The sequence below is a fragment of the Nonomuraea sp. NPDC001831 genome (assembly GCF_042892035.1).
Taxonomy (GTDB): Bacteria; Actinomycetota; Actinomycetes; order Streptosporangiales; family Streptosporangiaceae; genus Nonomuraea.
The window spans coordinates 242,697-263,193 of record NZ_JBIATU010000015.1; the positions used below are offsets into that span (position 1 = coordinate 242,697).

15 protein-coding genes are annotated in these 20,497 nt (G+C 73.3%); 4 read left to right on the forward strand and 11 right to left on the reverse strand.

Features of this window, described 5'->3' with window-relative positions:
* Positions 1-76: 76 nt before the first annotated feature.
* From ACFYYW_RS37685 to ACFYYW_RS37695, 3 genes are all read right to left on the reverse strand, one after another.
* On the reverse strand, positions 77-6,325 hold the full coding sequence (locus ACFYYW_RS37685; protein WP_387656418.1) for an RHS repeat domain-containing protein: 6,249 nt from the start codon (positions 6,323-6,325) through the stop codon (positions 77-79).
* Between the two features lie 20 nt (positions 6,326-6,345).
* Positions 6,346-9,591: a LamG-like jellyroll fold domain-containing protein gene (locus ACFYYW_RS37690; RefSeq protein WP_387656421.1), complete on the reverse strand. Its 3,246-nt coding sequence runs from the start codon at positions 9,589-9,591 to the stop codon at positions 6,346-6,348.
* Positions 9,592-9,788: 197 nt separating this feature from the next.
* On the reverse strand, positions 9,789-10,991 hold the full coding sequence (locus tag ACFYYW_RS37695) for an aminotransferase class V-fold PLP-dependent enzyme (protein ID WP_387656423.1): 1,203 nt from the start codon (positions 10,989-10,991) through the stop codon (positions 9,789-9,791).
* 28 nt (positions 10,992-11,019) lie between these two features.
* Here ACFYYW_RS37695 and ACFYYW_RS37700 point away from each other — a divergent pair, with 28 nt between their 5' ends.
* Positions 11,020-12,414: a PLP-dependent aminotransferase family protein gene (locus ACFYYW_RS37700; protein ID WP_352327505.1), complete on the forward strand. Its 1,395-nt coding sequence runs from the start codon at positions 11,020-11,022 to the stop codon at positions 12,412-12,414.
* A gap of 10 nt (positions 12,415-12,424) precedes the next feature.
* On the opposite strand, the gene ACFYYW_RS37705 is transcribed toward ACFYYW_RS37700, so the two are convergent.
* The 4 genes from ACFYYW_RS37705 to ACFYYW_RS37720 all read right to left on the reverse strand — a co-directional run bounded on the left by ACFYYW_RS37705 (position 12,425) and on the right by ACFYYW_RS37720 (position 14,990).
* Positions 12,425-13,090 carry a hypothetical protein gene (locus ACFYYW_RS37705; RefSeq protein WP_387656479.1) on the reverse strand — a complete coding sequence of 222 codons (666 nt, stop codon included), beginning with the start codon at positions 13,088-13,090 and terminating at the stop codon, positions 12,425-12,427.
* Entirely contained in the window at positions 12,973-13,935 is a 963-nt protein-coding gene (locus ACFYYW_RS37710) for a serine/threonine-protein kinase (protein WP_387656426.1), read from the reverse strand. The genes ACFYYW_RS37705 and ACFYYW_RS37710 overlap by 118 nt, the downstream gene beginning before the upstream one ends.
* Before the next feature lie 139 nt (positions 13,936-14,074).
* Positions 14,075-14,431, reverse strand: a complete 357-nt coding sequence (locus tag ACFYYW_RS37715; RefSeq protein WP_352366240.1) for a hypothetical protein — start codon at positions 14,429-14,431, stop codon at positions 14,075-14,077.
* 1 nt (position 14,432) lies between these two features.
* Positions 14,433-14,990 carry a TetR/AcrR family transcriptional regulator gene (locus tag ACFYYW_RS37720; protein ID WP_387656430.1) on the reverse strand — a complete coding sequence of 186 codons (558 nt, stop codon included), beginning with the start codon at positions 14,988-14,990 and terminating at the stop codon, positions 14,433-14,435.
* A 97-nt stretch (positions 14,991-15,087) separates the two neighbouring features.
* Between ACFYYW_RS37720 and ACFYYW_RS37725 the strand changes: the two genes are divergently transcribed.
* Complete coding sequence (locus ACFYYW_RS37725; protein WP_387656432.1) at positions 15,088-15,885, forward strand: endonuclease/exonuclease/phosphatase family protein; 798 nt, start codon at positions 15,088-15,090, stop codon at positions 15,883-15,885.
* 53 nt (positions 15,886-15,938) lie between these two features.
* Here the strand turns inward: ACFYYW_RS37725 and ACFYYW_RS37730 are convergent, their stop codons facing one another.
* Positions 15,939-16,346, reverse strand: a complete 408-nt coding sequence (locus ACFYYW_RS37730; RefSeq protein WP_387656435.1) for a hypothetical protein — start codon at positions 16,344-16,346, stop codon at positions 15,939-15,941.
* Positions 16,347-16,670: 324 nt separating this feature from the next.
* Between ACFYYW_RS37730 and ACFYYW_RS37735 the strand changes: the two genes are divergently transcribed.
* Entirely contained in the window at positions 16,671-17,078 is a 408-nt protein-coding gene (locus ACFYYW_RS37735) for a hypothetical protein (RefSeq protein ID WP_387656438.1), read from the forward strand.
* A 7-nt stretch (positions 17,079-17,085) separates the two neighbouring features.
* On the opposite strand, the gene ACFYYW_RS37740 is transcribed toward ACFYYW_RS37735, so the two are convergent.
* Positions 17,086-17,547: a winged helix-turn-helix transcriptional regulator gene (locus ACFYYW_RS37740; protein WP_387656441.1), complete on the reverse strand. Its 462-nt coding sequence runs from the start codon at positions 17,545-17,547 to the stop codon at positions 17,086-17,088.
* A gap of 83 nt (positions 17,548-17,630) precedes the next feature.
* On the opposite strand from ACFYYW_RS37740, the gene ACFYYW_RS37745 reads away from it, so the two are divergent.
* Positions 17,631-18,827, forward strand: coding sequence for an MFS transporter (locus tag ACFYYW_RS37745; protein ID WP_387656444.1), 1,197 nt, complete (start codon positions 17,631-17,633; stop codon positions 18,825-18,827).
* Between the two features lie 4 nt (positions 18,828-18,831).
* Here the strand turns inward: ACFYYW_RS37745 and ACFYYW_RS37750 are convergent, their stop codons facing one another.
* Together ACFYYW_RS37750 and ACFYYW_RS37755 are read right to left on the reverse strand one after the other, a co-directional pair.
* Complete coding sequence (locus ACFYYW_RS37750; protein ID WP_387656447.1) at positions 18,832-19,656, reverse strand: nitroreductase/quinone reductase family protein; 825 nt, start codon at positions 19,654-19,656, stop codon at positions 18,832-18,834.
* Positions 19,657-19,941: 285 nt separating this feature from the next.
* Positions 19,942-20,355 carry a VOC family protein gene (locus tag ACFYYW_RS37755; RefSeq protein ID WP_387656450.1) on the reverse strand — a complete coding sequence of 138 codons (414 nt, stop codon included), beginning with the start codon at positions 20,353-20,355 and terminating at the stop codon, positions 19,942-19,944.
* Between the last annotated feature and the right edge of the window lie 142 nt (positions 20,356-20,497).

The window sequence follows — 20,497 nt, forward strand, 5'->3', positions numbered from 1 at the left end:
GTCGAACCCCGGACCCGGGAACCGGGTGAGCCCCGGGCGCGGGAACCGGATCGGTTCGCGTGCCCGGGGCCGGGGATCAGAAGAAGCCGCCGAGGAAGTCGTCCAGGCCGCTCTGGTCGATCCATCGGGTGACCCGGGCGCCGGTCTCGGCGATCGTGCCCGTCCTGGTGTTCTCCGGCTCGATCTTCTCCGGCTTGAAGATCTGCTTCTCCGCCTGCCCGGAGCCCTGGGGCCTGGTCAGGCTGGGTGGCGGCGGCCCGTCCGGGTACATCTTGCCGTCGCGGTAGACGGTGTAGGACTGGGTCGGCTGCGTGGTGCCGTCGTTCCGGTAGACCTGGCTCGGTCTCGGCTGCGCCGGCTGCCTGGTGGCCTTCGGCGGCGACTGCCGTTGCACCGCCCGATGACTGGTCGGACGCTGTGCCGGGCGCCGCGCCGCCTGGGCGCGCCGGGCCTGGGCGGCCCGGTAGCGGTTGCGCGCCCGCGCCGCCTGCGTGGCCCGCCGCTTGGCCGCCGCCTCGGCGGCCTTCCTGCGCGCCTCCCTCTTGGCCGCCGCGGCGGCCCGTCTCTTGGCCGCCGCCGCGGCCGCCTTCCTGGCCTTCTCCGCCGCCTTCTTCCTGGCCGCGGCCAGCGCCCTGCGCTTGGCCGCCGCCGCGGCCTTCTTCTTGGCCGCCTCCAGCGCCTTCTTCCTGGCCAGCGCCGCCGCCCGCCGCTTGGCCGCCGCGATGGCCGCGCGCCGCGCCGCCGCACGGGCCGCCGCGAGCGCCGCCCGCCGGGCCGCCGCCTGCGCCAGCTTCCTGGCGATGATCCGCGCCGCGATGCGCGCCGCGATGCCGACGGCGATCCAGAACAGCTGGCCGTCGGGGTCGCTCATGCTGACGGGGCTGTTGTTGGCGTAGGCGTAGGCGTTGAGCTGCTGCGGGTCCTCCTCGTCGATGATGGGGTCGACCGACAGGAAGCGGCCGTTCTTCGGGTCGTACTCGCGGGCGCCCAGGTGGACGAGCCCGGTTGTCGGATCCTTGGTGCCGCCGACGAAGGACCGCTGCCCGGGCCACCATGGCGGCGGCGACCCGCGGTCCTCGCCGAACGGCGTCATCCGCCGGACGGCCAGCTCCCCGGTGCCGCCGTTCACCGCGGCCTGCGCGGTGCCCTGGTGGTCGGCGGCCAGGAAGTAGACCTGGTTGTCGGGGGTGCGGACCGCGATCGGCTCGCCGTTGATGGTGTAGTAGCGGGTCTGCTCGACGGCGTCCTTGGCGAAGTCGAAGCGCAGCTCCATGTCGTCCACGTACAGGGTGGCGTCCGTGGCGGTCTTGCGCAGCAGCCGGTCGCCGTCGGCGTCGTAGACGAACGATGTCGTCTTGCCGGCCTCGGTGACCGACTCCAGGTTGCCCTCGGCGTCCCAGACGAGGGTCTGGTCGGACGTGCCGACCTTGCGCCTGGTGGTGTTGCCGGCCTCGTCGTAGGCGAACAGGTCGGCCCCGATGCTCTGCACCGCGTGCGGCTGCTTGCCGCCGGCCGCCGGGTAGACCGAGGTGCGCACGGTCTCGGGCGCGCCGCCCCAGGCGTGCTTGGTCTCCTTGACCCGGTTGCCGGTGGAGTCGTAGGCGTAGCTGACCGCGTACGGCGCCACCCCGCCGATCTTGTCCGAGGCGGGCGTGCCGCTCGCGCAGTCGTCGTTGGCCGTCCACGCCGAGGTCATCCGGCGCAGGTGGTCGTAGGTGAGGCACTGCGTGTCCTGGCCGCCGGCCCGTTCGGCGATCTTGGTGATGTTGCCGGCGGCGTCGTAGGCGTAGTTGAGGTCGAGGTCGGTGGCGGCGGCGCCCTCCCGGTCCAGCCGCATCCTGGTCAGCCTGCGGGTGGACTCGTCATGGGTGTAGGTGAGCCAGGTCTTCTTGCCGCCGGAGCCCAGCTCGTACTGCAGGGTCTCGCCGAGCTTGGAGTAGCGGGTCGCGGTCACGTACGACGACAGCCCGCTGACCTTGGTCGGCTGGCTGAGCTCGTCGTAGGAGTAGACCACCGACTCGGCCTCCAGCCCGCCCCCGGCCGGGAAGCTGACCGACTGCACCTGGTCGTCGAGGGTGTAGCGGGTGTTGAGCACGTACGAGCCCGCGAGCTTGCCCTCCCGCTCGGGGACGGTCACCGTCTCGCGCAGGGTCCGGTAGTCGGAGTCGATGGCGTTGATCTCCGCCTTGTACGCCTGGCCGCCCGCGTACCGGATGCTGGCGTTCATGTGGCCCTTGGCGAGCGCGTCGTACTTCCACTCGGCCAGCAGCGCGCCAGTGGCCGAGCCGTCGCGCAGCTCCTTCTTGCGGCCGAGCTCGTCGTAGACGTACCAGAGGGTCTTGCCGCGGGCGTCGGTGGTGCTCACCAGCTCGTCGGCGTCGTTGTACGTCATCGTGGTGACGCCCTTGTCCGGGTCCTCCGTCTTGATCTCCCGGCCGCGCACGTCGTAGTGGTGGCGCCACACGTTGCCCGCGGCGTCGGTCACCGTGGACAGGCGGCCGGCGGGGTCGTAGGTGTACTTGGTGGACTCGTACGGGCCCGTCGGGGTGGCGCCCTTGTACTGGCGCAGCTCGATGAGCCGGTCGTCGGCGTCGCCGATGCGGGTCGTCGCGGTGCCGCCCGGCGGCGGCGTGATGTTGACGCGGTCGCCCTGCTGGGTGGCCGAGACGCGGTACTTCTCCACGCCCTTGGCCTTGAGGATCTGGGCGTTGACCTCGCCGGCGCCGTCGAAGACCGACACGACCTGCGTGGGCACGTCGGTGTCGGCGACCGCGAGCAGCTCGGTGGCGGGCGTGCCGGTGGCGAAGTAGCCGGTGTTGGACTTGCTGACCTCGCCGAGCGAGTTGTAGAAGGTGTCGGTGATGGTGCGCCCGTCGCGCAGCGCCGGGTCCTGCGTCTGGTCGTCGCGGGGGGCGGGTTCCTGCGTCTGGCGCTCGCGCATCAGGCCGTCGTACAGCTCGTGGCTGACGGTGTAGCCGCCGTCGGCGCGCAGCGTCTTGGTGGTGACGACGCTGGGGCCGTCGGTGCGCATGGTGTAGGCGTACTCGGTGCTGGGCGACTGGCCGGCGGCCTTGCTGCGGTCCGGCTGCCAGACCTTGACCAGGCGGCCGAGCGCGTCGTGCTCCATGTCGGTGCGCCGGCCGTTGGCGTCGACCTCGGCGACCGGCTCGCCCCAGGCCGGCTCGACGAGGGTGCGCTCGACGTGGCCGAGCTGGTTGGTCTCGACGATCTCGGTGGCCGGGGCGCCGGTGGCCGGGCTGTAGGTGATGGTGGACTTCGTCCCGACCGGGCCGGTCTCGCTGGTCTCGCGGCCGTAGACGTCGTAGGTGTGGGTGCTGTCGGTGACGGTCGACCCGTCGGCCGCGGCGAGCTGCTGGACGGTGGTCACGTCGCCCTTGGTGGGCGCCTGGCCGTAGGCCTTGTTGTCGTACTGGACCCGTTCGTCGGAGATCACCTCGCCGGCGGCCAGCGTGGAGACGGCGGTGGCGCAGCCCGCGGCGACCTTCTGGATCCTGCTGGCGTAGTCGAGCATCCAGGCGGTGTCGTTGCGCGCGTAGGTGTAGCGGGTGCACTGGTCGTCGTCGGCGGTGGCCAGGTCGCCCTTCTCCTCCACCTGGGTGAGCAGGCCCTTGGCGTCGTACGAGCGCTCCTCGCCGGTACGCCGCCACGCCCCGCCCGCCAGCGCCGTGCGGGTCACCATCGACTTGGGCTCGACCACGTAGGCGGCCTTGGTGACGCCGCCCTGCGTGGACTCGGCGGTCTTCAGCGACCACGGCTCCTCGGCGGTCGCGGTGAGCACCGTCGCGCTGTCGCCGTCGTAGAGGATCTCCTCGCGTTCGAAGCCGGACAGCTGGTCGAGGTCGTCCAGCTTGCCGCCTTCGGTGTCGACGACCTGCGCGACGCGCTTGGAGCCGTCGGCCTGCCTGTCGCCGTGCATGCCGCGGAAGTACCTGAACTCGGTGAGGGTGCGCCGGGTGTCCTGCCCGTCGCCCTCACGCACCCGGACGCGGCCGAACCCGCGCCAGTCCGACCAGGTGCGCTGCTCGGGCTTGACGAGGATGTTGTCGGCGTAGTGCCAGGCCGCGCCGTCGAGGTACTCGTAGTCGGTGACCACGTTCGGCGAGCCGGCGACGCGGTCCACCTCGACGGTCTGGGTGACGACGTACTTGTGGAACCAGTCGGTGACCTCGCCCTCGTCGGGCGGCGCCCAGCGCTGCGGGAAGCACAGCCGGTTGTTCTTGTCGGCCGCGGCGGGCACGTCGCCGGGCTTGCAGTCGGCAGGGGCGTAGTTGACCCGCAGCTCGCCGCCGGTCTCGTTGTTCACGGCCTGGACCCGCCACTTGACCAGCGGCGCGCGTCCTTCGTTGGCGTCCACCCGGTTGGGCAGCTGCACGCCGCTGAAGGTGATCTTCGGCATGGTGAGGGTGCCGCCCACGTGGCCGCTCTGCTGGACCGAGGCCAGCCACAACGACGGGCTGAGGCCGTCGCCCGTGGCGGGGAACTGGTGGGTCAGCGTCCAGGAGTCCACCGGGCTGTACTGGCCGGAGGCGCCGAGCACCTGCGTGGTGACCTTGGCCAGGCGCTTGCGCGAGAAGAACGTCGGCGACAGCCGGTCGGTGCACTTGACGCCGGCGTCGCAGATCTGGTCGAACGGCACGTCCGGCCAGGACGCCGCGGTCTCCTTCTTGAGCTGGTCGGCGGCGCAGGTGACGGCGCCGGAGGGCAGGCAGCGCTCGGCCACGTCGAAGACCACCCGGGCGGCCGGGGCCTTGGTGAACAGCTCGTTGCTCAGGTAGCCGTAGTCGACGCGAGTGAGGTACGCGCCGCGCACGTACACGGTGCCCAGCTCGGGCTTCATGCTGCGGCCGTAGTAGTTCTTCTCGTTCTCGTACCAGTACGTGGTGGCGTTGCCGTGGGTGTCGACCGCGTAGTCGAGGTTCCACCGGTAGGCCTGCTGGCACCAGGCATTGGCGGGGGTGCTGGAGTAGCACGGCTCGCCGCTGTTGTTGCCGAACACCGGCACGGTCTGCACCGACTTGGTCTCCGGCTTGCCGGTGACCCAGCCGGGCAGGCGGTTCAGGCCGAAGCTGTACTGGGTGCCGTCGGCGGTGGTGACCCGCCAGTACTCGCCGTTGTTGTCGCCGTTGGCGGCGCCGGTGAGGTACTCGATGCGGGTGCCGTCGTCGCGCTTGGGCCGCCACTGCTTGGTGGTGGCGTCCTTGACCAGCTCGACGGCGGAGTTGCCGAGCGACAGGGTGGCGTTGTCCTGGTCCCAGCACAGGTCGCCGGTCTTCTTGCCGTCGATCATGCACGACTTGTAGCGGCGTTCGACGTAGCCGCTGGGGTTGAGCTCGAAGCCCTCCCCCACCCAGGACGGCTGGTTGTTGGTGGAGACGGTGCGGCCGTCCACGCTCTGGGAGGAGTAGTCGAGCGACAGGTCGGGCTCGTCGCCGCCCAGGGCGGGCGGGGTGCGCAGGTCGTAGCTCCAGGAGAAGTCGCCGGACTGGTTGCCGACGCTCCAGCTCGCCGAGGCGGCCAGCGAGGTGGCGGCGTGGTCGCCGGACGGGCCGGAGGCGGCGGCGGTCACGGCGTACAGGCCGGTGGTCTCGACCTCGGCGGTCAGCTTGCCCGCCTTGGCGTCGTTGTCGCTCCTGACCGGCCGCGGCGCGGCGCAGGTGGCGGCGGGCTTGGCGTCGAGCGCGCACTCGTCGAGCTTGACCATGCGCAGCCGGGCGCCGTAGTCGCCGCCGAAGGCGTACCGGAAGCCGGAGTAGTCGATCTCCAGCCGGGTCTTGCCGGACGCCTTGGCGGCCGTGACGCCCTGGCCGGGCGAGACGCGCATCGCGACGCCGAGCAGGTCGGTCTCGAGCAGCTCGACCTTGACCGGGACGGCCTCGGCCGCGGCCACGCCCTTGGCGGCGGGGGCGAGCCGCACCGGGAACCCGGCGGAGAGCGTGGCGGCACCCTCGGTGGAACCGCCCAGCTCGGCGGTGCCGGCGGCGGGCCAGGTGACCTTGGGCGGGGCCTTCCACGCCTGCTTCGAGGCGGGATCGGCGAGCGGCGGCAGGACGGGCACCTTCCCGCCCTTGACCGGCGTCTCCTTCTGCACCGTGGGCGCCTTGCGGGGCGCGGCGGAGGCGGGCATCGCGTACGCCATGGGCGCCAGGAGCACGACCGTGAGCACGGTCGCCAGCCTGCGCGGCCAGGCGGTCTCGGGCTTGACGCCCGCGAAGCGGTTCCAGCGGGGGTCGGGGGCGTCGGGTTCGGCGGCGGGTTGCTGAAAACGATTCCAGTTGGGCTCTGGCAGGTCTAACTCACTGTCCACGGATTCTCCCAGGGAGGGGCCTACTGGGCTGCTAGCTGGGCTATCTGCTCGGCGCTGAGCACGCCGTCGTACGTGCGGACGTCGTCGACGGTCCCCGGCCAGTAGCCGGTGAAGACGCCCGCGGTCTTGCTCCGGCCCAGTTGCAGGGGGCCGGTGGCGGTCCAGGTGCTCACGTGGGGGGTGACGGTGGTGGCCGACAGGCGGCCGTTGACGTAGACGCGCAGCTCGCCGGCCAGGGCGTCGTACACGCCGGCGACGTGCGTCCATTCCAGGGGGGCGGGGACGGCGTCCGAACGGGTGCGGACGAGGGCGGCGGTGTCGGTGTCGGCGGCGGCCATGCCGAGGGCCCACCGCCCCTGTTCCTTGTCGAAGCCGAGCTGGAACCCTGCCGCCCTGGCGCCCGGCTGGGCGACGGCGGCGGTGTCCTTGGCGGGCAGGTAGTCGAGCTGGGTCCAGACGGCGACGGTGAACCCGGAGCCGGTGGCGACGGCGGGCGCGGCGGTCTGGGCGTAGCCGGTCGCGCCGTCGAGCGCGAGGGCGCCGTCCAGCCAGCCGTCGGTCCAGCCGGCGGCGCCGGACAGCGCGGCGGGCGTGGCCCGGCCGGAGGAGTCGGCGGCCGACAGGCCGCCGTCCTCGTCCAGCTTCCAGTGGCCGACCAGCGTGGCGGCGCTGTTGACCAGGTCGGCGACCTCGTCGGCGAACATGGCGCGGCCGTAGACCCGCACGTCGTCCACGTCGCCGGGCCAGAAGTCGGCCGCCGCGCCGGCTGCTCTGCCGCGGCCGATGGTCAGCGGGCCGGTGGCGTTCCACGGCGCCGGGACGGCGACCGAGGACTCCAGCCGGCCGTTGACGTAGAGGGAGATCTGGCCGGACGCCGAGTCGTAGACGCCGGTCAGGTGGGTCCACTCGTTCAGCCGGGGTGTCGCGGCCGACAGCGCGCGCACGGCCGGGGCGGCGTCGGCGTCGGCGCCGGTGACGGCCAGCGCCCAGCGGTTGTCGCCCTTGCTGTACTGCAGGGAGAACGCGCCGGTCCGGCCGCCCTCCTGGGTGACGGCGGTGGCGGAGGCGGCGGTGCCGGTCAGCCGGACCCAGGCGGCGACGGCGAAGTTGCGGCCGGTGTCGGCGACCGGGCCGCCGGTCTGCGCGTAGGCGTTGGCCAGCCTCAGCGCGCCGCCGGTCCGGCCCGAGGTCCAGGTGGCGCCGTACAGGGTGGCCGGGTGGGCGCCGGCGGCGTCGGCGGCGGTGCCGCCCTGGCCCTCGTCCATGGGCCAGTGGCCGGCCGGCGCCCGTCCGGCGTTGACGTTGAAGACGTACGTGCGGATCGGGCCGAGTTGCCCGGCGCGGTCCTTGCTGCGCACCGACAGGACGTTCGGGCCGTCGTGGCGCGGGGTGAGGGTGATCGCGGCCGTGCCGTCCTGGGCGGGCGGGACCTCGGTCTTGGGGGTGGTGTCCAGGCCGTAGACGTAGGCGGCGACGTCGGTGACGCCGTTGGGGGCGAAGGTGAACCGGCCGGCCAGGCCGACGCCGTCGCTCCAGCCGTTCTCGGTGAACCGGTCGGAGGACACCTCGGGCTCCCGGCCGGGGGCGGTGGCGTCCACGGTGGCCTCGCACCAGGGGCTCCAGGCGCTGTTGGCCTTGCCGTCCTCGGCGCGGACCCGCCAGCGGACCAGCGCGCCGTCGGCGTACAGGCTCTGCGGGACGAGGGCGGAGAAGGCCGTGCCGGTCGAGCCCACGGGGGTCAGGTACTCCCCGGCCTTGGTCCCGTCGGCCCGGTACCACTCGAAGCGGCCCCTGACGGAGTTGTCGGCGTCCTTGAGCCGGGCCCACAGCTTGGGCGTCGGCGTGCTGATGACCGGCCGGTCGTCGCCCGAGACGCACGGGCCGCCCGGGTCGGACCAGGCGTCGGCCGCCACCGGGTCGGCGGGCAGCGAGTTGTACTCGATGACCAGGCTCGGGTTGTTGCGGAACTTCTTCCAGGCGTACTGGTCGGTCTCGCTGGTGGCGCGGAGGCCGACGGTGATGTTGGCCCACTTGTTGGCGGCGGCGTCGGCGACCTGGGAGGTGACGTCGAACTCGACGCCGCCGGGCAGGCACGCCGAGCCCCAGCCCTTGGCCACGTTCACCGTGGACAGCTTCTTGACCCACTTGGGCTGGTTGCTCCAGGTGGTGCTCTTGCTGATCGTGTTGGTGGACCACGCCTCGACCGCGCGGGCGCTGCACGAGTACGACCACGTCTCGTACGTGCGCAGCGTGCCCTTGATGATCTGCTTGCCGTGGATCGTGGAGCCGGTGTTCATCTGGAAGAACGAGCGGTTGGTCTGCGAGTTGACGTGCCCGACGCGGGCGACGTCGCTGGAGTTGAGGTAGTTGGAGCTGGGCCAGTTGCTCCACACGGCGGTCCAGGCGCCGCGGGCGGCCGAGAAGTACGGGTCCAGGAACACCGGGTAGCGCGTCTTCGGGTCGCTCATCATCGCGCGGTCCGGCCGCAGCCGCAGCTTCCTGCCTTCGAGCGAGACGCCCATGGTGGCCTGGCGGGCCTCGGGCGCGCGGCCCTCCTTGACCGCGGCCTCGCCGGCGCCGGTCGAGTCCCACATCGTGGGGGTGGGCGCGATGAAGATCGTGCCGCCGGTGCGGTCGACCGCCTCCAGATTGCCCGCTTTGTCGGCGGTGAGCGACAGGCCGCTGACCGACAGCGGGAAGTCCAGGTCGGGCAGGGCTCGCGCGGCGGCCCGCGTCTTGACCACCAGGACGTGGGAGAAGCCGTCCACGTCGGCGGTGACCCGCAGGTCCACGCCGGGCAGCACCTCGGGGTAGGTGGCGGTGTCGCCGTCGAGCGAGGGCGTGGGCAGCGTGCCCGGCCAGGTCAGCTCCAGGGCCTTGCCGCCGCGGTACAGGCGGGCGAGCGGGCCGCCGCCCCCGCCGGAGAAGGTCAGCCCGGCCGCCGTCGCCACCGGCTCGACCGCGCCGTCGGGACGCAGCCGGAGCGTGGTGTCCACGGGCACCCAGCCGGCGGCCTGGCGGACGCGGACGGGGCGGGCGTGTTGTTCGAGGGTGAAGGTGCCGTCCGGGCGGGCGAAGACCTGCCGGGTCTCGCTGCGCATCGACTCGATCTCGACCGGCCGGCCGGTGCGCCTGGCCGTGGCGGTCGCGGCCGTCTCCGGCGCGAGGGGCGCCGAGCGCGCGGGGGGCGCGCTCGCCGCCGGAGGCGCGCCTGCCTCCGGCGGCTCCGCGCCGGCGGGCGGCACCGCCGGGATCGTGAACGCCAAGACAGCCGCGACCAGACCACGCCCAACCCGCATCGGTCCTCCGCATGTCGACCAGAGGTCCGCGCGGGACCAGGCGATCTTCGATTGACGAACGGATTGTCACCCGCGTAATGCCGTACGTCTAGATCTTCTGGCGAAATTCGCCATAAGTTGGGACATGGCTGGAAGGAACCGCCGTCAGCCGCTCGCGGGACCCGTCACCGGGGCGCGGCGGCCAGTTCGGCGACCGCCGCGACGACCAGGTCCACCTCCTGCTCGGTGTTGTAGTAGTGCGGCGACAGGCGCAGGCACCAGTCGACGTCCTTGTCCCCGAAGTCGAACTGGGCGAAGTGCCGGAAGCTGAGCGCCGAGTTGACGCCGCGCGCGTCCAGCGCCGCCTTGAACGGCTCCGCCTGCCAGCCCTCGACGGCGACGGTGACCAGGGCGCCCAGCCGCCGTCCCCGGTCGAGCACGCGCACCCCGGGCAGCGCGGCGAGCCCGTCGCGCAGGCCGGCGGCCAGGGCCGGGGTGCGCCGGGCGACGGCGTCCACGCCCACCCGGCGGGCGTAGCGGGCGGCGGCCGCGCAGCCGAGCACCACGGAGTAGGGGAACTCCCAGTCCTCGAACCGGGCCGCCGTCGCGACCGGCTCGTAGCGGCCCGGCTCGGTCCAGCGCGCGCCGTGCATGTCGATGAACAGCGGCTCGTAGCCGGCGTCCAGGACGCGGTCGGCGACGTACAGGAAGCCGGAGCCGCGCGGGCCGCGCAGGAACTTGCGGCACGTGGCGGTGAGCAGGTCGCAGCCGATCTCCTCGACGTCGATCGGGTACTGGCCGACCGACTGGCAGGCGTCCACCAGGTAGAGCAGGTCCAGCTCGCGGCAGTGCCGGCCGATCTCGGCGACCGGCTGGACCAGGCCGGAGTTGGTGGGGATGTGGGTGGCGGCCACCAGGCGCGGGCGGTGCCGGCGCATCAGCGCGGCCATGGCGGGCACGTCCACGCCGCCCTCGGGCAGGTCGGGCGCGTGCACGACCCGTACGCCGAACCTCTTGGCCAGGGAGAGGAAGGCGATCTGGTTGGAGATGAAGTCGTTGCGGGTGGTCAGGACGACGTCCCCGGCCGCGAACGGGATCGCCGACAGCGCGGTGGAGAAGGCGTGGGTGGCGCTGCCGGCGAAGGCGATGTTGCGGGGAGCGCAGTTGATCAGGGCGGCGGTCTCGGCGTAGAACTCGGCGACCTGCGCCGCGCGGGCGGCGGCGGCCTCGTAGCCGCCGAGCTGCGCCTCCAGCCGCAGGTGGTCGACCATCGCGGCGAGCACCGGAGCGGGCAGCAGGCCGCACCCGGCGTTGTTGAAGTGCACGACCTCCGCCGCGCCTGGGGTGTCGGCGCGCAGGACCGCGACGTCCAGAAGCGATTCTGCCAAAGTGCTGGAAGCGCTATCATCGATTCTCATGTCCGACAGTAGCAGTTCGGCCGAGCTGGCGACCAGGATGCGCACCATGATCGACCGGCTCGCCCCGGGCGACCGGCTGCCGAGCAGCAGGGAGCTGATCCGGCGCTACAAGGTCGGCCCCGCCACCGTGTCGCAGGCGATCGCCGCGCTGGCCGCCGAGGGCGTGGTGGTCACCCGTCCCGGCAGCGGCACCTACGTCGCGGCCCCGGCGCGGCGGCGCGAGGCCGTCCCCGACACCGCGTGGCAGAGCGTCACCCTCGCCGACCGGGCCGTGGACACCCGCAGCCTCACCGGCGCGGTCGGCGCGCTCCCCGAGGGCACGATCCTGCTGGACGGCGGCTACCTGCACCGCTCGCTCCAGCCCACCCGCGCCCTGACCGCCGCGCTGGCCCGCGCGGCCCGCCGTCCCGACGCCTGGGACCGCGCCCCGGCCGCCGGCCTGGCCTCCCTGCGCGGCGTGTTCGCCACGATGGCGGGCGGCGGCGTGAGCGCCGAGGACGTCCTGGTCACGGCCGGCGGGCAGAGCGCCCTGTCCATGGCCTTCCGGGCGATCGCCGGGCCGGGCGACCCCGTCCTGGTGGAGTCGCCCACCTATCCCGGGGCGATCGCCGCCGCCCGCGCGGCCGGCCTGCGCCCGGTGCCGGTGCCGACGGACGCCGACGGCCTCAAGCCCGACCTGCTGGCCGACGCCTTCGCCCTGACCCGCGCCCGCCTGCTCTACTGCCAGCCGACCTACCACAACCCGACCGGGGCGGTGCTGGCCCCTGGCCGCCGGCGCCAGGTCCTCGACACGGCCCGCGCGGCCGGCGCCTTCGTGATCGAGGACGACTTCGCGCGCCACCTCGGCCACGGCGCGCCGGTGCCGCCGCCGCTGCTGGCCGACGACCGCGACGGCACGGTCGTGCACCTGACCTCCCTCACCAAACCGGCCGCGCCCAGCCTGCGCATCGGCGCCCTGACCGCCCGGGGCCCGGTCATGGAACGTCTGCGCGCCGTGCGGCTGGTCGACGACTTCTTCGTCAGCCGCCCGCTGCAGGAGGCGGCGCTCGACCTGCTCACCTCCCCCGCCTGGGAGCGGCACGTCCGGTCGCTGGGCGCGGCGCTGCGGGAGCGGTGCGCGACGCTGGCCGCCGCCGTCCTGGCCGAGCTGCCCGGCTGGACCCTCGACCGCGTGCCCGCCGGGGGCCTGCACCTGTGGGTGCGCCTGCCCGGCGGCGCCGACGACGCCGTGGTCGCCGACGCGGCCCGTCGCCGGGGCGTCGCCGTCAGCGCCGGGAACCGCTACTTCGCCACCGAGCTGCCGGCGGCCTGCCTGCGCCTCGGCTTCGCCGCGACCGCCGGGCACGCCGAGCTGGCCGGAGCTGTGCGGCGACTGGCGGAGGCGAACCGGTAGCGCTTCTGGGTCAGCCCTGCGCCCAGGCGGTCGCCGACCAGGTGAGCGCGTGCGTGGCGGCGGACTTGCGGAGCAACCTGAGGTGGACGACCTGGTGGTCCTCCGTGACGACGCACAGGCCCATCCCCGTCCGCATGCGGGCGAAGGTGAGCGAGGAGCCGAGCGGGTTCAGGTTCACCGCGTCCACGCAGGCGGCCGGGTCCGCGGGGCCGTCGAGCAGGGCCTCCTGGCCGGTGACGTCCCAGACGGTGAGCTTGGCGACCTGGTCGTCGTAGCAGTCGTAGACGAGGTCGCCGTTGCTGCCGACGGTGACCTTCGGGCCGGCGGGGGTCAGGTCGATGCCGTCCTGGAAGTGGGAGAAGTCGGTGCAGGGCGGGCCGCCGGGGAGGGTGAAGCGCACGTTCTCGTACTCCTTCTCGTACTCCGGCAGGGTCGGGGAGGGCACGGCGGCGGTCCGGACGGGGGCTGTGGCCGGGATCGTGACGGTTACCGCGGGTGGCGGGGTCGTCGTGACGGGGGCCGGGTCGCCGGGACGGACGAGTGCCAGGGCCGACGCGGTCAGGGCGACGGCGGCGGCGCCCGTCCAGAGGGCGAGGGCCGCCCTGGCCCGGCGCGGGCGGGTGGGACGCGTCGGCGAGCCGCGCGGCGGCGCGTAGGTGTGCAGCGTGGACGCCACCGCCGCGGGCAGCCAGGGACCGGCCGCCGCACCCCCGATCCCCCGGCGAGCGCGGCGACCTCCGCCGGGGCGGGCCGGTCGGCCGGGTCCCGGCTGAGGCAGCGGGCCAGCGGCCCGGCCAGGTCGGGCGGGCAGCCGCGCAGGTCGGGCTCCTCGTTGGCGATGCGGTGGAAGAGCACGTCCGCCGGGCCCTCGCCGAACGCGGGCCGTCCGGTCAGGGCGAAGACGGCGAGCTGGCCCAGCGCGAACACGTCCGTGGCCGGGGTCACCGGCAGGCCCCTGACCTGCTCGGGGGTCATGAACGCGGGGGTGCCGACACGCATGCCCGTGTGGGTGAGGCAGGTGGCGTCCACGGCGCGGGCGATGCCGAAGTCGATCACCTTGGGCCGGTCCTCGGCCAGCAGCACGTTCGACGGCTTGAGGTCCCGGTGGACCAGCCCGGCCGCGTGGATGCCGATCAGCGCCTCGGCGACCCCCGCGACCAGCCGCCGGACGGTGGCCGGCGGCAGCGGACCGTGCTCGGCCACGGCCTGGTGCAGCGAGGGCCCGCAGATGTAGGCCGTGGCCAGCCAGGGAACGGCCGCGTCGGGGTCGGCGTCCACCACGGGGGCGGTGAAGGCGCCCTGCACCCGCTGGGCCGCCTGCACCTCCTGGCGGAACCGGCGGCGGAACTCCGGGTCGGCGGCGTACTCGGGCTTGACGACCTTCAGGGCCAGGAGGCGGCCGCCCGGCGAGACGGACAGGTAGACCCGGCCCATCCCGCCCTCCCCCAGCCGGGCGCGCAGCGGGTAACCGGCCACCGACGTGGGGTCGTCCGGGGTGAGGGGAGGGAACTTCGTCGCCATCGGGGACTCCAGGGCCGGTACGGGGGTCGTCCGCGTGGACGCGGGACGGCCGGCGTCGCACGGGCTCATTGTCGGCCCGTCGAGGCGTACGGCGCCTGTCCTGTATTCGTCCCACACCGGCCTGTGGTGCGGGCGGCCGTCAGCGGACGGCGATGGCCTCCTCCACGAGCGCCACGGCGGCGCGCGGGTCGGCGACCTCGATCACCAGCCGGGCGTACCGCTCGTCGGCCAGCTCGATGACCACGGCCTTGGCGGCGTCGTGCACGTCCCAGAAGACCTTCTCGCCGTTGAGGTGGAACGTTCCGGCCGTGATGACGCCGGGCAGGTGGGCGCCGGGCGCGCGCACCCCCTTGGGGTCGCCGACGATCCCCGGGTCGGCGGTGGCGCCGCGCACGTTGGCCAGCGGGATGACCAGCCGGCTCTTCAGCGCCCACAGTTTGTCCAGGCCCTCGATCTCCACGACCAGCGCCTGTCCGTCAATGCTGATCCTCGCCATGTCATGCTCCTTGGTGGTGGTGGTGGTCGAGCCGGCGGGCCAGAGCGGCGCCGGCCCGGTCGATGTCGGTGTTCGCGGTGCCCGCCCTGGCCCGCATCCGCAGGCCGAGGAGGGCCGCGGTGAGCGCGAAGGCCAGGTCGTCCTCGGCGCCCTCGCTCCCGGACGCCGCCCCGGCGGCCCGGTCGAACGCGGCCAGCACGGCGGCGAGCCGGTCGGCGACCTCGCGGTCGACCGGGGCGCGCTCGACCGCGGCCAGCAGCAGCAGGTTGAGGCCCACCTCGGCGGCGGGCTCGGCGGCGGCCACGCGCAACGCCTCGGCCAGGTCGCCGGCGGCGGCGATCCGGTCGATCAGCGGGTTGACGTCGTGCTCCAGGGACCAGCTCAGCGCGGCCTGGTAGAGACCGCGCTTGCTGCCGAAGGTCTTGTACAGGCTGTTGCGGTGGACGCCGAGGTGGGTCACCAGCTCGTCCATGGAGATGCCGTCGTAGGACCGGGTCGAGAACAGCTCCGCCGCCGCCCGTACCACGGTGGCCTCGTCGAATCCTCTTGGTCGTCCCATGTCTCGATCGTAGACAATAAAGGAACGATCAGTCAAGAACGTTCGTTCCTAAACTCCTGGCGGTTCAGGTTGGGGGGATTGGTCTAGGTTTGGGCGGGTGCGGATTGTTTCGGTGAACGCGTGGGGCGGGGCCATGTTCGACGAGCTGGCACCCTGGGCGGAGGGTTGCGGCGCCGACGTGCTGTGCCTGCAGGAGGTGACGCGCACGCCCGGCCTGCGCGGCTGGACCAGGTTCGACGACGCCGAGCGGTCCCTGCCGCAGCGGGCCGACCTGCTGGCCGACGTCGGCTCGCGCCTCCCCCGCCACCAGCCGCTGTTCGCCGTCAGCGACTCCGGCCCGGTCCAGGACGAGGAGGGCGGCTCGCACCGGCAGGATTTCGGGGTCGCCACGTTCGTCGCCGAGACGCTACCCGTCGTCGGCGTACGGTCCGCGTTCGTGCACGGCGGCTACGCCGAGCACGACGACGAGTGGCCGGCCGGCGACCGGCCGCGCGCCGCCCTGGCCGTACGCGTCTTCGACCGCCCGGCACGGCGGTTCGTCACCGTCGCGAACCTCCACGGCCTGCGGGACGCGGACGGCAAGGCCGACACCCCGGCCCGCCGCGCCCAGGCCGAACGGCTCGCCGCCCTGGTCGCCGGCGCGCGCGAGGACGGCGACCTGACCGTGGTCTGCGGCGACCTCAACCTCCTGCCCGGCAGCGAGACGTTCCGGATCCTGGCCGGGCTGGGGCTGCGCGACCTGGTCGGCGACGCCGACACCAGGACCTCCCGCTACCGCAAGCCCGTGCGGCACGCGAGCTACCTGCTCGTCTCCGACCCCGCCGCCGTCAAGGAGTTCGAGGTGGCGGCCGCCCCCGAGGTCTCCGACCACCGCGCCCTGATCCTCGACCTCTAGCCCAGGACCAGGCCCCCTCCTGAAATCGTCTTGAAGGTTCGCCGCGCCCGAGGTCACAGGGGGATGGTGACGGTGTTGCTCCAGAGAGGCTGGTTCGCCGGCACGCTCGTCGGATCCCGTCGGCTGTCGGTCGCCGAGAAGTGGATCAGCGCCGATCCGGCGGCGTTGCGCGGCAGCAGCAGGGTGTTGAGCGGTCCCCACGTCCGTTCGATCGCACCGGTCGCGTTCGAGCCGGTGAAGACCTGCGGATACTCCTGAAGCGTGACCCCGTCCACTGCCCGGATCGCGATACCGCTTGGGCTGTCGGGCTGGTCGGGCAGGAACCCGCTTCCCGTGATGGTGAACGTCACCGCATCGATCGGGCCGTCCTGCTGGACCTGGATCCGAGGCCGGGCCGGCGGCGGATCGGCAGGACCTGCGGCGCCGGTGACCTGGACATTGAAGGACTTCTCCATGATCACGTAGCCCGCGTTCGAGATGCCGCGGCGGCGGACCGTGACTTCCCAGCGGCCGGTCGGCCCGTTGGGCGAGTGCGGGACGGAGGTTCCGGGACCCGCGCCGGAGTCGTGGCGGGAGCGAGCTGACCGGGCGGGACGGACTGCTCCCAGGGATGGCGCAGGTCGCGCTGTGCCTGAAACGCGGCCTTGCCGCAACGCCGCTGCAGCAGCCGGCCGGCCGTCAGCCGGCGCCCCAGGGCCACCGGTTCGAGGGTGGGGCCAGCACCACCCTCAAGTGGGAACGCAGCCCCATCGTCCGCCGGGGCCGCGAGTTCCTACCTTTGAGGCATGAAGAAGATCTTCGCAGCCACCGCCGTGCTGGCTGCTGGCGCGATCGCCGGAGGCGCGACACTGATCCACAGCAACAGCCGCGAGCCGATCGTGCCCTCTTACGAGAGCACCCACGGCACGTACCGACTGACCGGAGACGAGCTGGAGGTCGACTCCAGCGGCCCGGTGACGATCACCATGGTCACCGGGCCGGCGGGCGAGGTCGTGGTCGACCGCAGGCTGCGCTGGACCGGCCCCAAGCGCCACACCGAGTCGTGGAACGAGCACCGCATGACCATCGACTACGAATGCGGGGGCGGCGACTGCCGCGCCGACTACCGGCTGAGCGTGCCTGGAGGTACCCGGGTCAGGTTCGGCGGCGCGAAGGTCAGCTGCCCGCCCGAGATCGCATGCGAGGAGGCCTAGACCTCCGCTAGCCGGACGCGGCGGTCTTCCGGACGCGGGAGGTCTCGGCGGACAGGGGCGTGCCGTCCTGGCCGAGCGGGTGCAGCCGGGGCAGTTCCCGCCCCTGGCCGTCGACCAGCACCGAGTGCGGCTCGTCCGGGGCGAAGGCGTGGCGTTCGCCCCATTGGCGCAGGGCGACGACGGCCGTGAAGAGGTCGCGCCCGGCCTCGGTGAGCCGGTAGGCGTGCCGCCTGCCGTCCCCGGCGGCCCTCCTGTCGAGGATGCCGTGCTCGACCAGCTTGCGGAGCCGGTCGGTGAGGATGTTGCGGGCGATCCCCAGCCGCTGGTGGAAGTCGGTGAAGGTGGTGGCGCCGTCCATCGCGTCCCGGACGATCAGCAGGCTCCACCGGTCGCCGACCAGGTCGACGGCGCGCGCGACCGGGCAGGCCGGGTCGGTCCAGGCGCTTCCCGCAGCGAGTGTGACGTCCACCGGGCCCTCCGATCAGTTGCAATCCGAAACCATTATGCCCTAGCCTCCGATCGGTTGCATATTGAAACTGATTGAGGAGTGACATGTCGCCAGGACTGACCGGAAGGCAGCGGATCGTGCTCGCCCTGGTGTGCGCGGTGGCCGTGTCGCCCGTCTACGGCATCCAGCCGGTCCTCCAGGCCGCGGGCCGGGACCTCGGGCTGGCGGACGGATCACTGGGCTCCCTGGTCGCCGCCGGCCAGATCGGCTACCTGGCCGGGCTGGTGCTGCTCGTCCCGCTCGGCGACCTGTTCGACCGGCGCCGGCTCATCACAGCCCACCTGCTGCTGACGGCGGTGGGCGCCGGGGTGGCCGCCGTCGCGCCCGGCGGCGGCCTGGCGCTCGCGGGCCTGGCCCTGGCCGGGCTGTTCGCCGTGGTCGTCCAGGTCACGGTGGCCTACGTCGCCGCCGTCTCACCGCCCGGCGAGCGCGGCCGCAACATCGGCACGGTCACCTCGGGCGTGGTGGCCGGGATCCTCGGGGTCCGGATGGTCGCGGGCCTGCTGGGCGAGCTGGCCGACTGGCGGGCGGTCTACCTGGTCATCGCCGCGTCGTGCGTGCTGCTCGCGCTCGCCGCCCGCCTCGTCCTCGACGCCGACGTCCGGCGCCCCCGGGTCTCGTACGGCCGGTCGCTGTCGTCGCTGGGCCGGCTGGTGGCCGGCGACCGGCTCCTGCTCAGCCGGGGGCTGATCGCGTTCTTCCTGTTCGCCTCCTTCGGCACGTTGTGGAGCGGGCTGGCGCTGCCGCTCGGCGCCGCGCCGTGGCACCTCGGCACCACCGGGATCGGGCTGTTCGGGCTCGCCGGGCTCACCGGCGCGCTGGGCGCGGCCCGGGCCGGCCGATGGGCCGACCGGGGCCTGGCGTCCTCGGTCACCGGCTGGTCGCTGGCGCTGCTGGCCGGCTCGTGGCTGCTGACCGCACAGGCGGGGTGGTCGTTGTGGCTGCTGATCGCCGGCGTCGTCGTGCTCGACTTCGCCGTGCAGGCCGTGCACGTCAGCAGCCAGCACCTGCTCACCACCGCGCGTCCCGACCGGAGCAGCGGGGTCATCGGCGCGTACATGGCCTGCTACTCCCTCGGCTCCGCGCTCGGCGCGATCACCACCACCTGGGCCTACAGCCTCGCGGGATGGCCGGCCGCCTGCCTGCTCGGCGCGGCCTACGCCGCGCTCGGGCTCGTCGTCGCCGTCTCGACCCGGCGGCTCGGCGCCGCGCCGGCGGCACGCGCGTCCGCCTCGGCCTGAACGGTCAGGGAAGGTCGAGGATCGGCACGAGCTGCTCCTCCTCGTACGCCAGATGCGCTTCGAGCTCGTCGGCCAGCCGCTCGATCTCCGCCCGCACCCGTGCCGGGTCGTCACCCGACAGGGCTTCCTTCAGCTCCGCCACCAGCACGCTCACGCGCTGGTGCTCCACGGCCAGCCGCTCGATCACGGGGGCGAGCGCGGGATGCCGCTCGGCCAGCGCCGGGAACATCATCGTGTCCTCGCCGGTGTGATGGTGGTGCAGCCCCTGGCACATGGTCAGGCAGTTGACGCGCAGTTGCACGCCCAGGCCGGGGCGTCCGGTGTCGGCCAGCTCCTTGCGGATCAGCGCGAGCTCGCGGCGGAAGCCGTCGTGCACCAGCTTGAGGTACGCCCCGCCGGAGGGCGCGGTCGACCGGGGCGGCCCCGGCACCACCTTCAGCGCGACGACGGGGATGATCCGGGTCGTCTTGGCCTGGTAGTCGGCCCAGCCGGGGTCGCTCTCCACGGCGCGGGCGAAGGCGGCGTCCCGTTCGGCCCCCTCCAGGACCTCCGCCTCGACGTCGAAGACGAAGACGCCGCTCTCGACGGTGGCACGCGGCTGGGCGCGCAGGTTGTGGTACCAGGCGGGGTTTCGCGGCGCCCCGCCGGCGGAGGCGATGACCAGCATGCGCTCGCCGCCGTCCGGCAGGTAGCCGAGCGGGGTCGTGTGCGGCTTGCCCGAACGGGCGCCGGTCGTGGTGAGCAGGAGCAGTCTCGCTCCCTCGAAATAGCCGCCGACCTGGCCGTTGTTGGCGCGGAACTCGTCGATGACCTGCTTGTTGAAATCCACTCTTCTCCATGGGTGATGGTCTCTGCTCTGACGTGCTGAGGAGGAGAAGAGGAAGCGGCGGGCCGCGCGCCCGCCGGGCGGTCACGCCAGGGCCGGGCTGCTCTCTGGTGCGTGGCCCAAGGCCGACCCGGCAGTCACGGGCGTGACGCTACTTCATCAAGATACTTTTCGCAAAGCCGACAGGACGTCCACGTTCCTCCGCGGCCGGTGCGCGGTGGTCCGGCGTCGGCACGGTCGCGTGCCGGCGCCGGACCTCACCACCTCCCGTGGAGGCGCCCGTCGCGGCTACTCGGCGTAGGGCTGGTCCTCGCCCTGCTCGCTGTAGCCCAGGCTCCAGACGTAGCCGTCGGGGTCGGCGAAGGTGCCGCCGTACCCGCCCCACGGCAGGGCGCCGGCGGGCTTGAGGATCGTGGCGCCGGCCTTCTCGGCCTCCTCCATGATCTCGTCCACCCGAGCCTCGCTGCGGACGACGTACGTGAGCACGACCCCGCTGAACCCGCTGCCCTCCGGGCTCAGCCCGATCTGGTCGGCCAGGCCCTCGCGGCCGTAGAAGCCGACGGGCGAGGCGCCGTCGGACTCGAAGAACACCGAGATGCCGTAGTCGTTCTGGATCTTCCAGCCCAGGCCCTCCGTGTAGAACCGCTTGGCCGCCTCCATGTCGCGGACGGCGAGGAGGATAGAGCTGACGTGCGCTTTCATGCCGTGTCTCCTTGGTGCTTCAACGTTCTCCGACGATGAGAGCCACGCTACGGAGCCCGCCCGGCCGGGCGCTTCTCGAATCCTGACCGGTTGGACCGGCCTTGGGAAAGGCACGGCGGGAGCCGGACTTCTGTCATCGCCC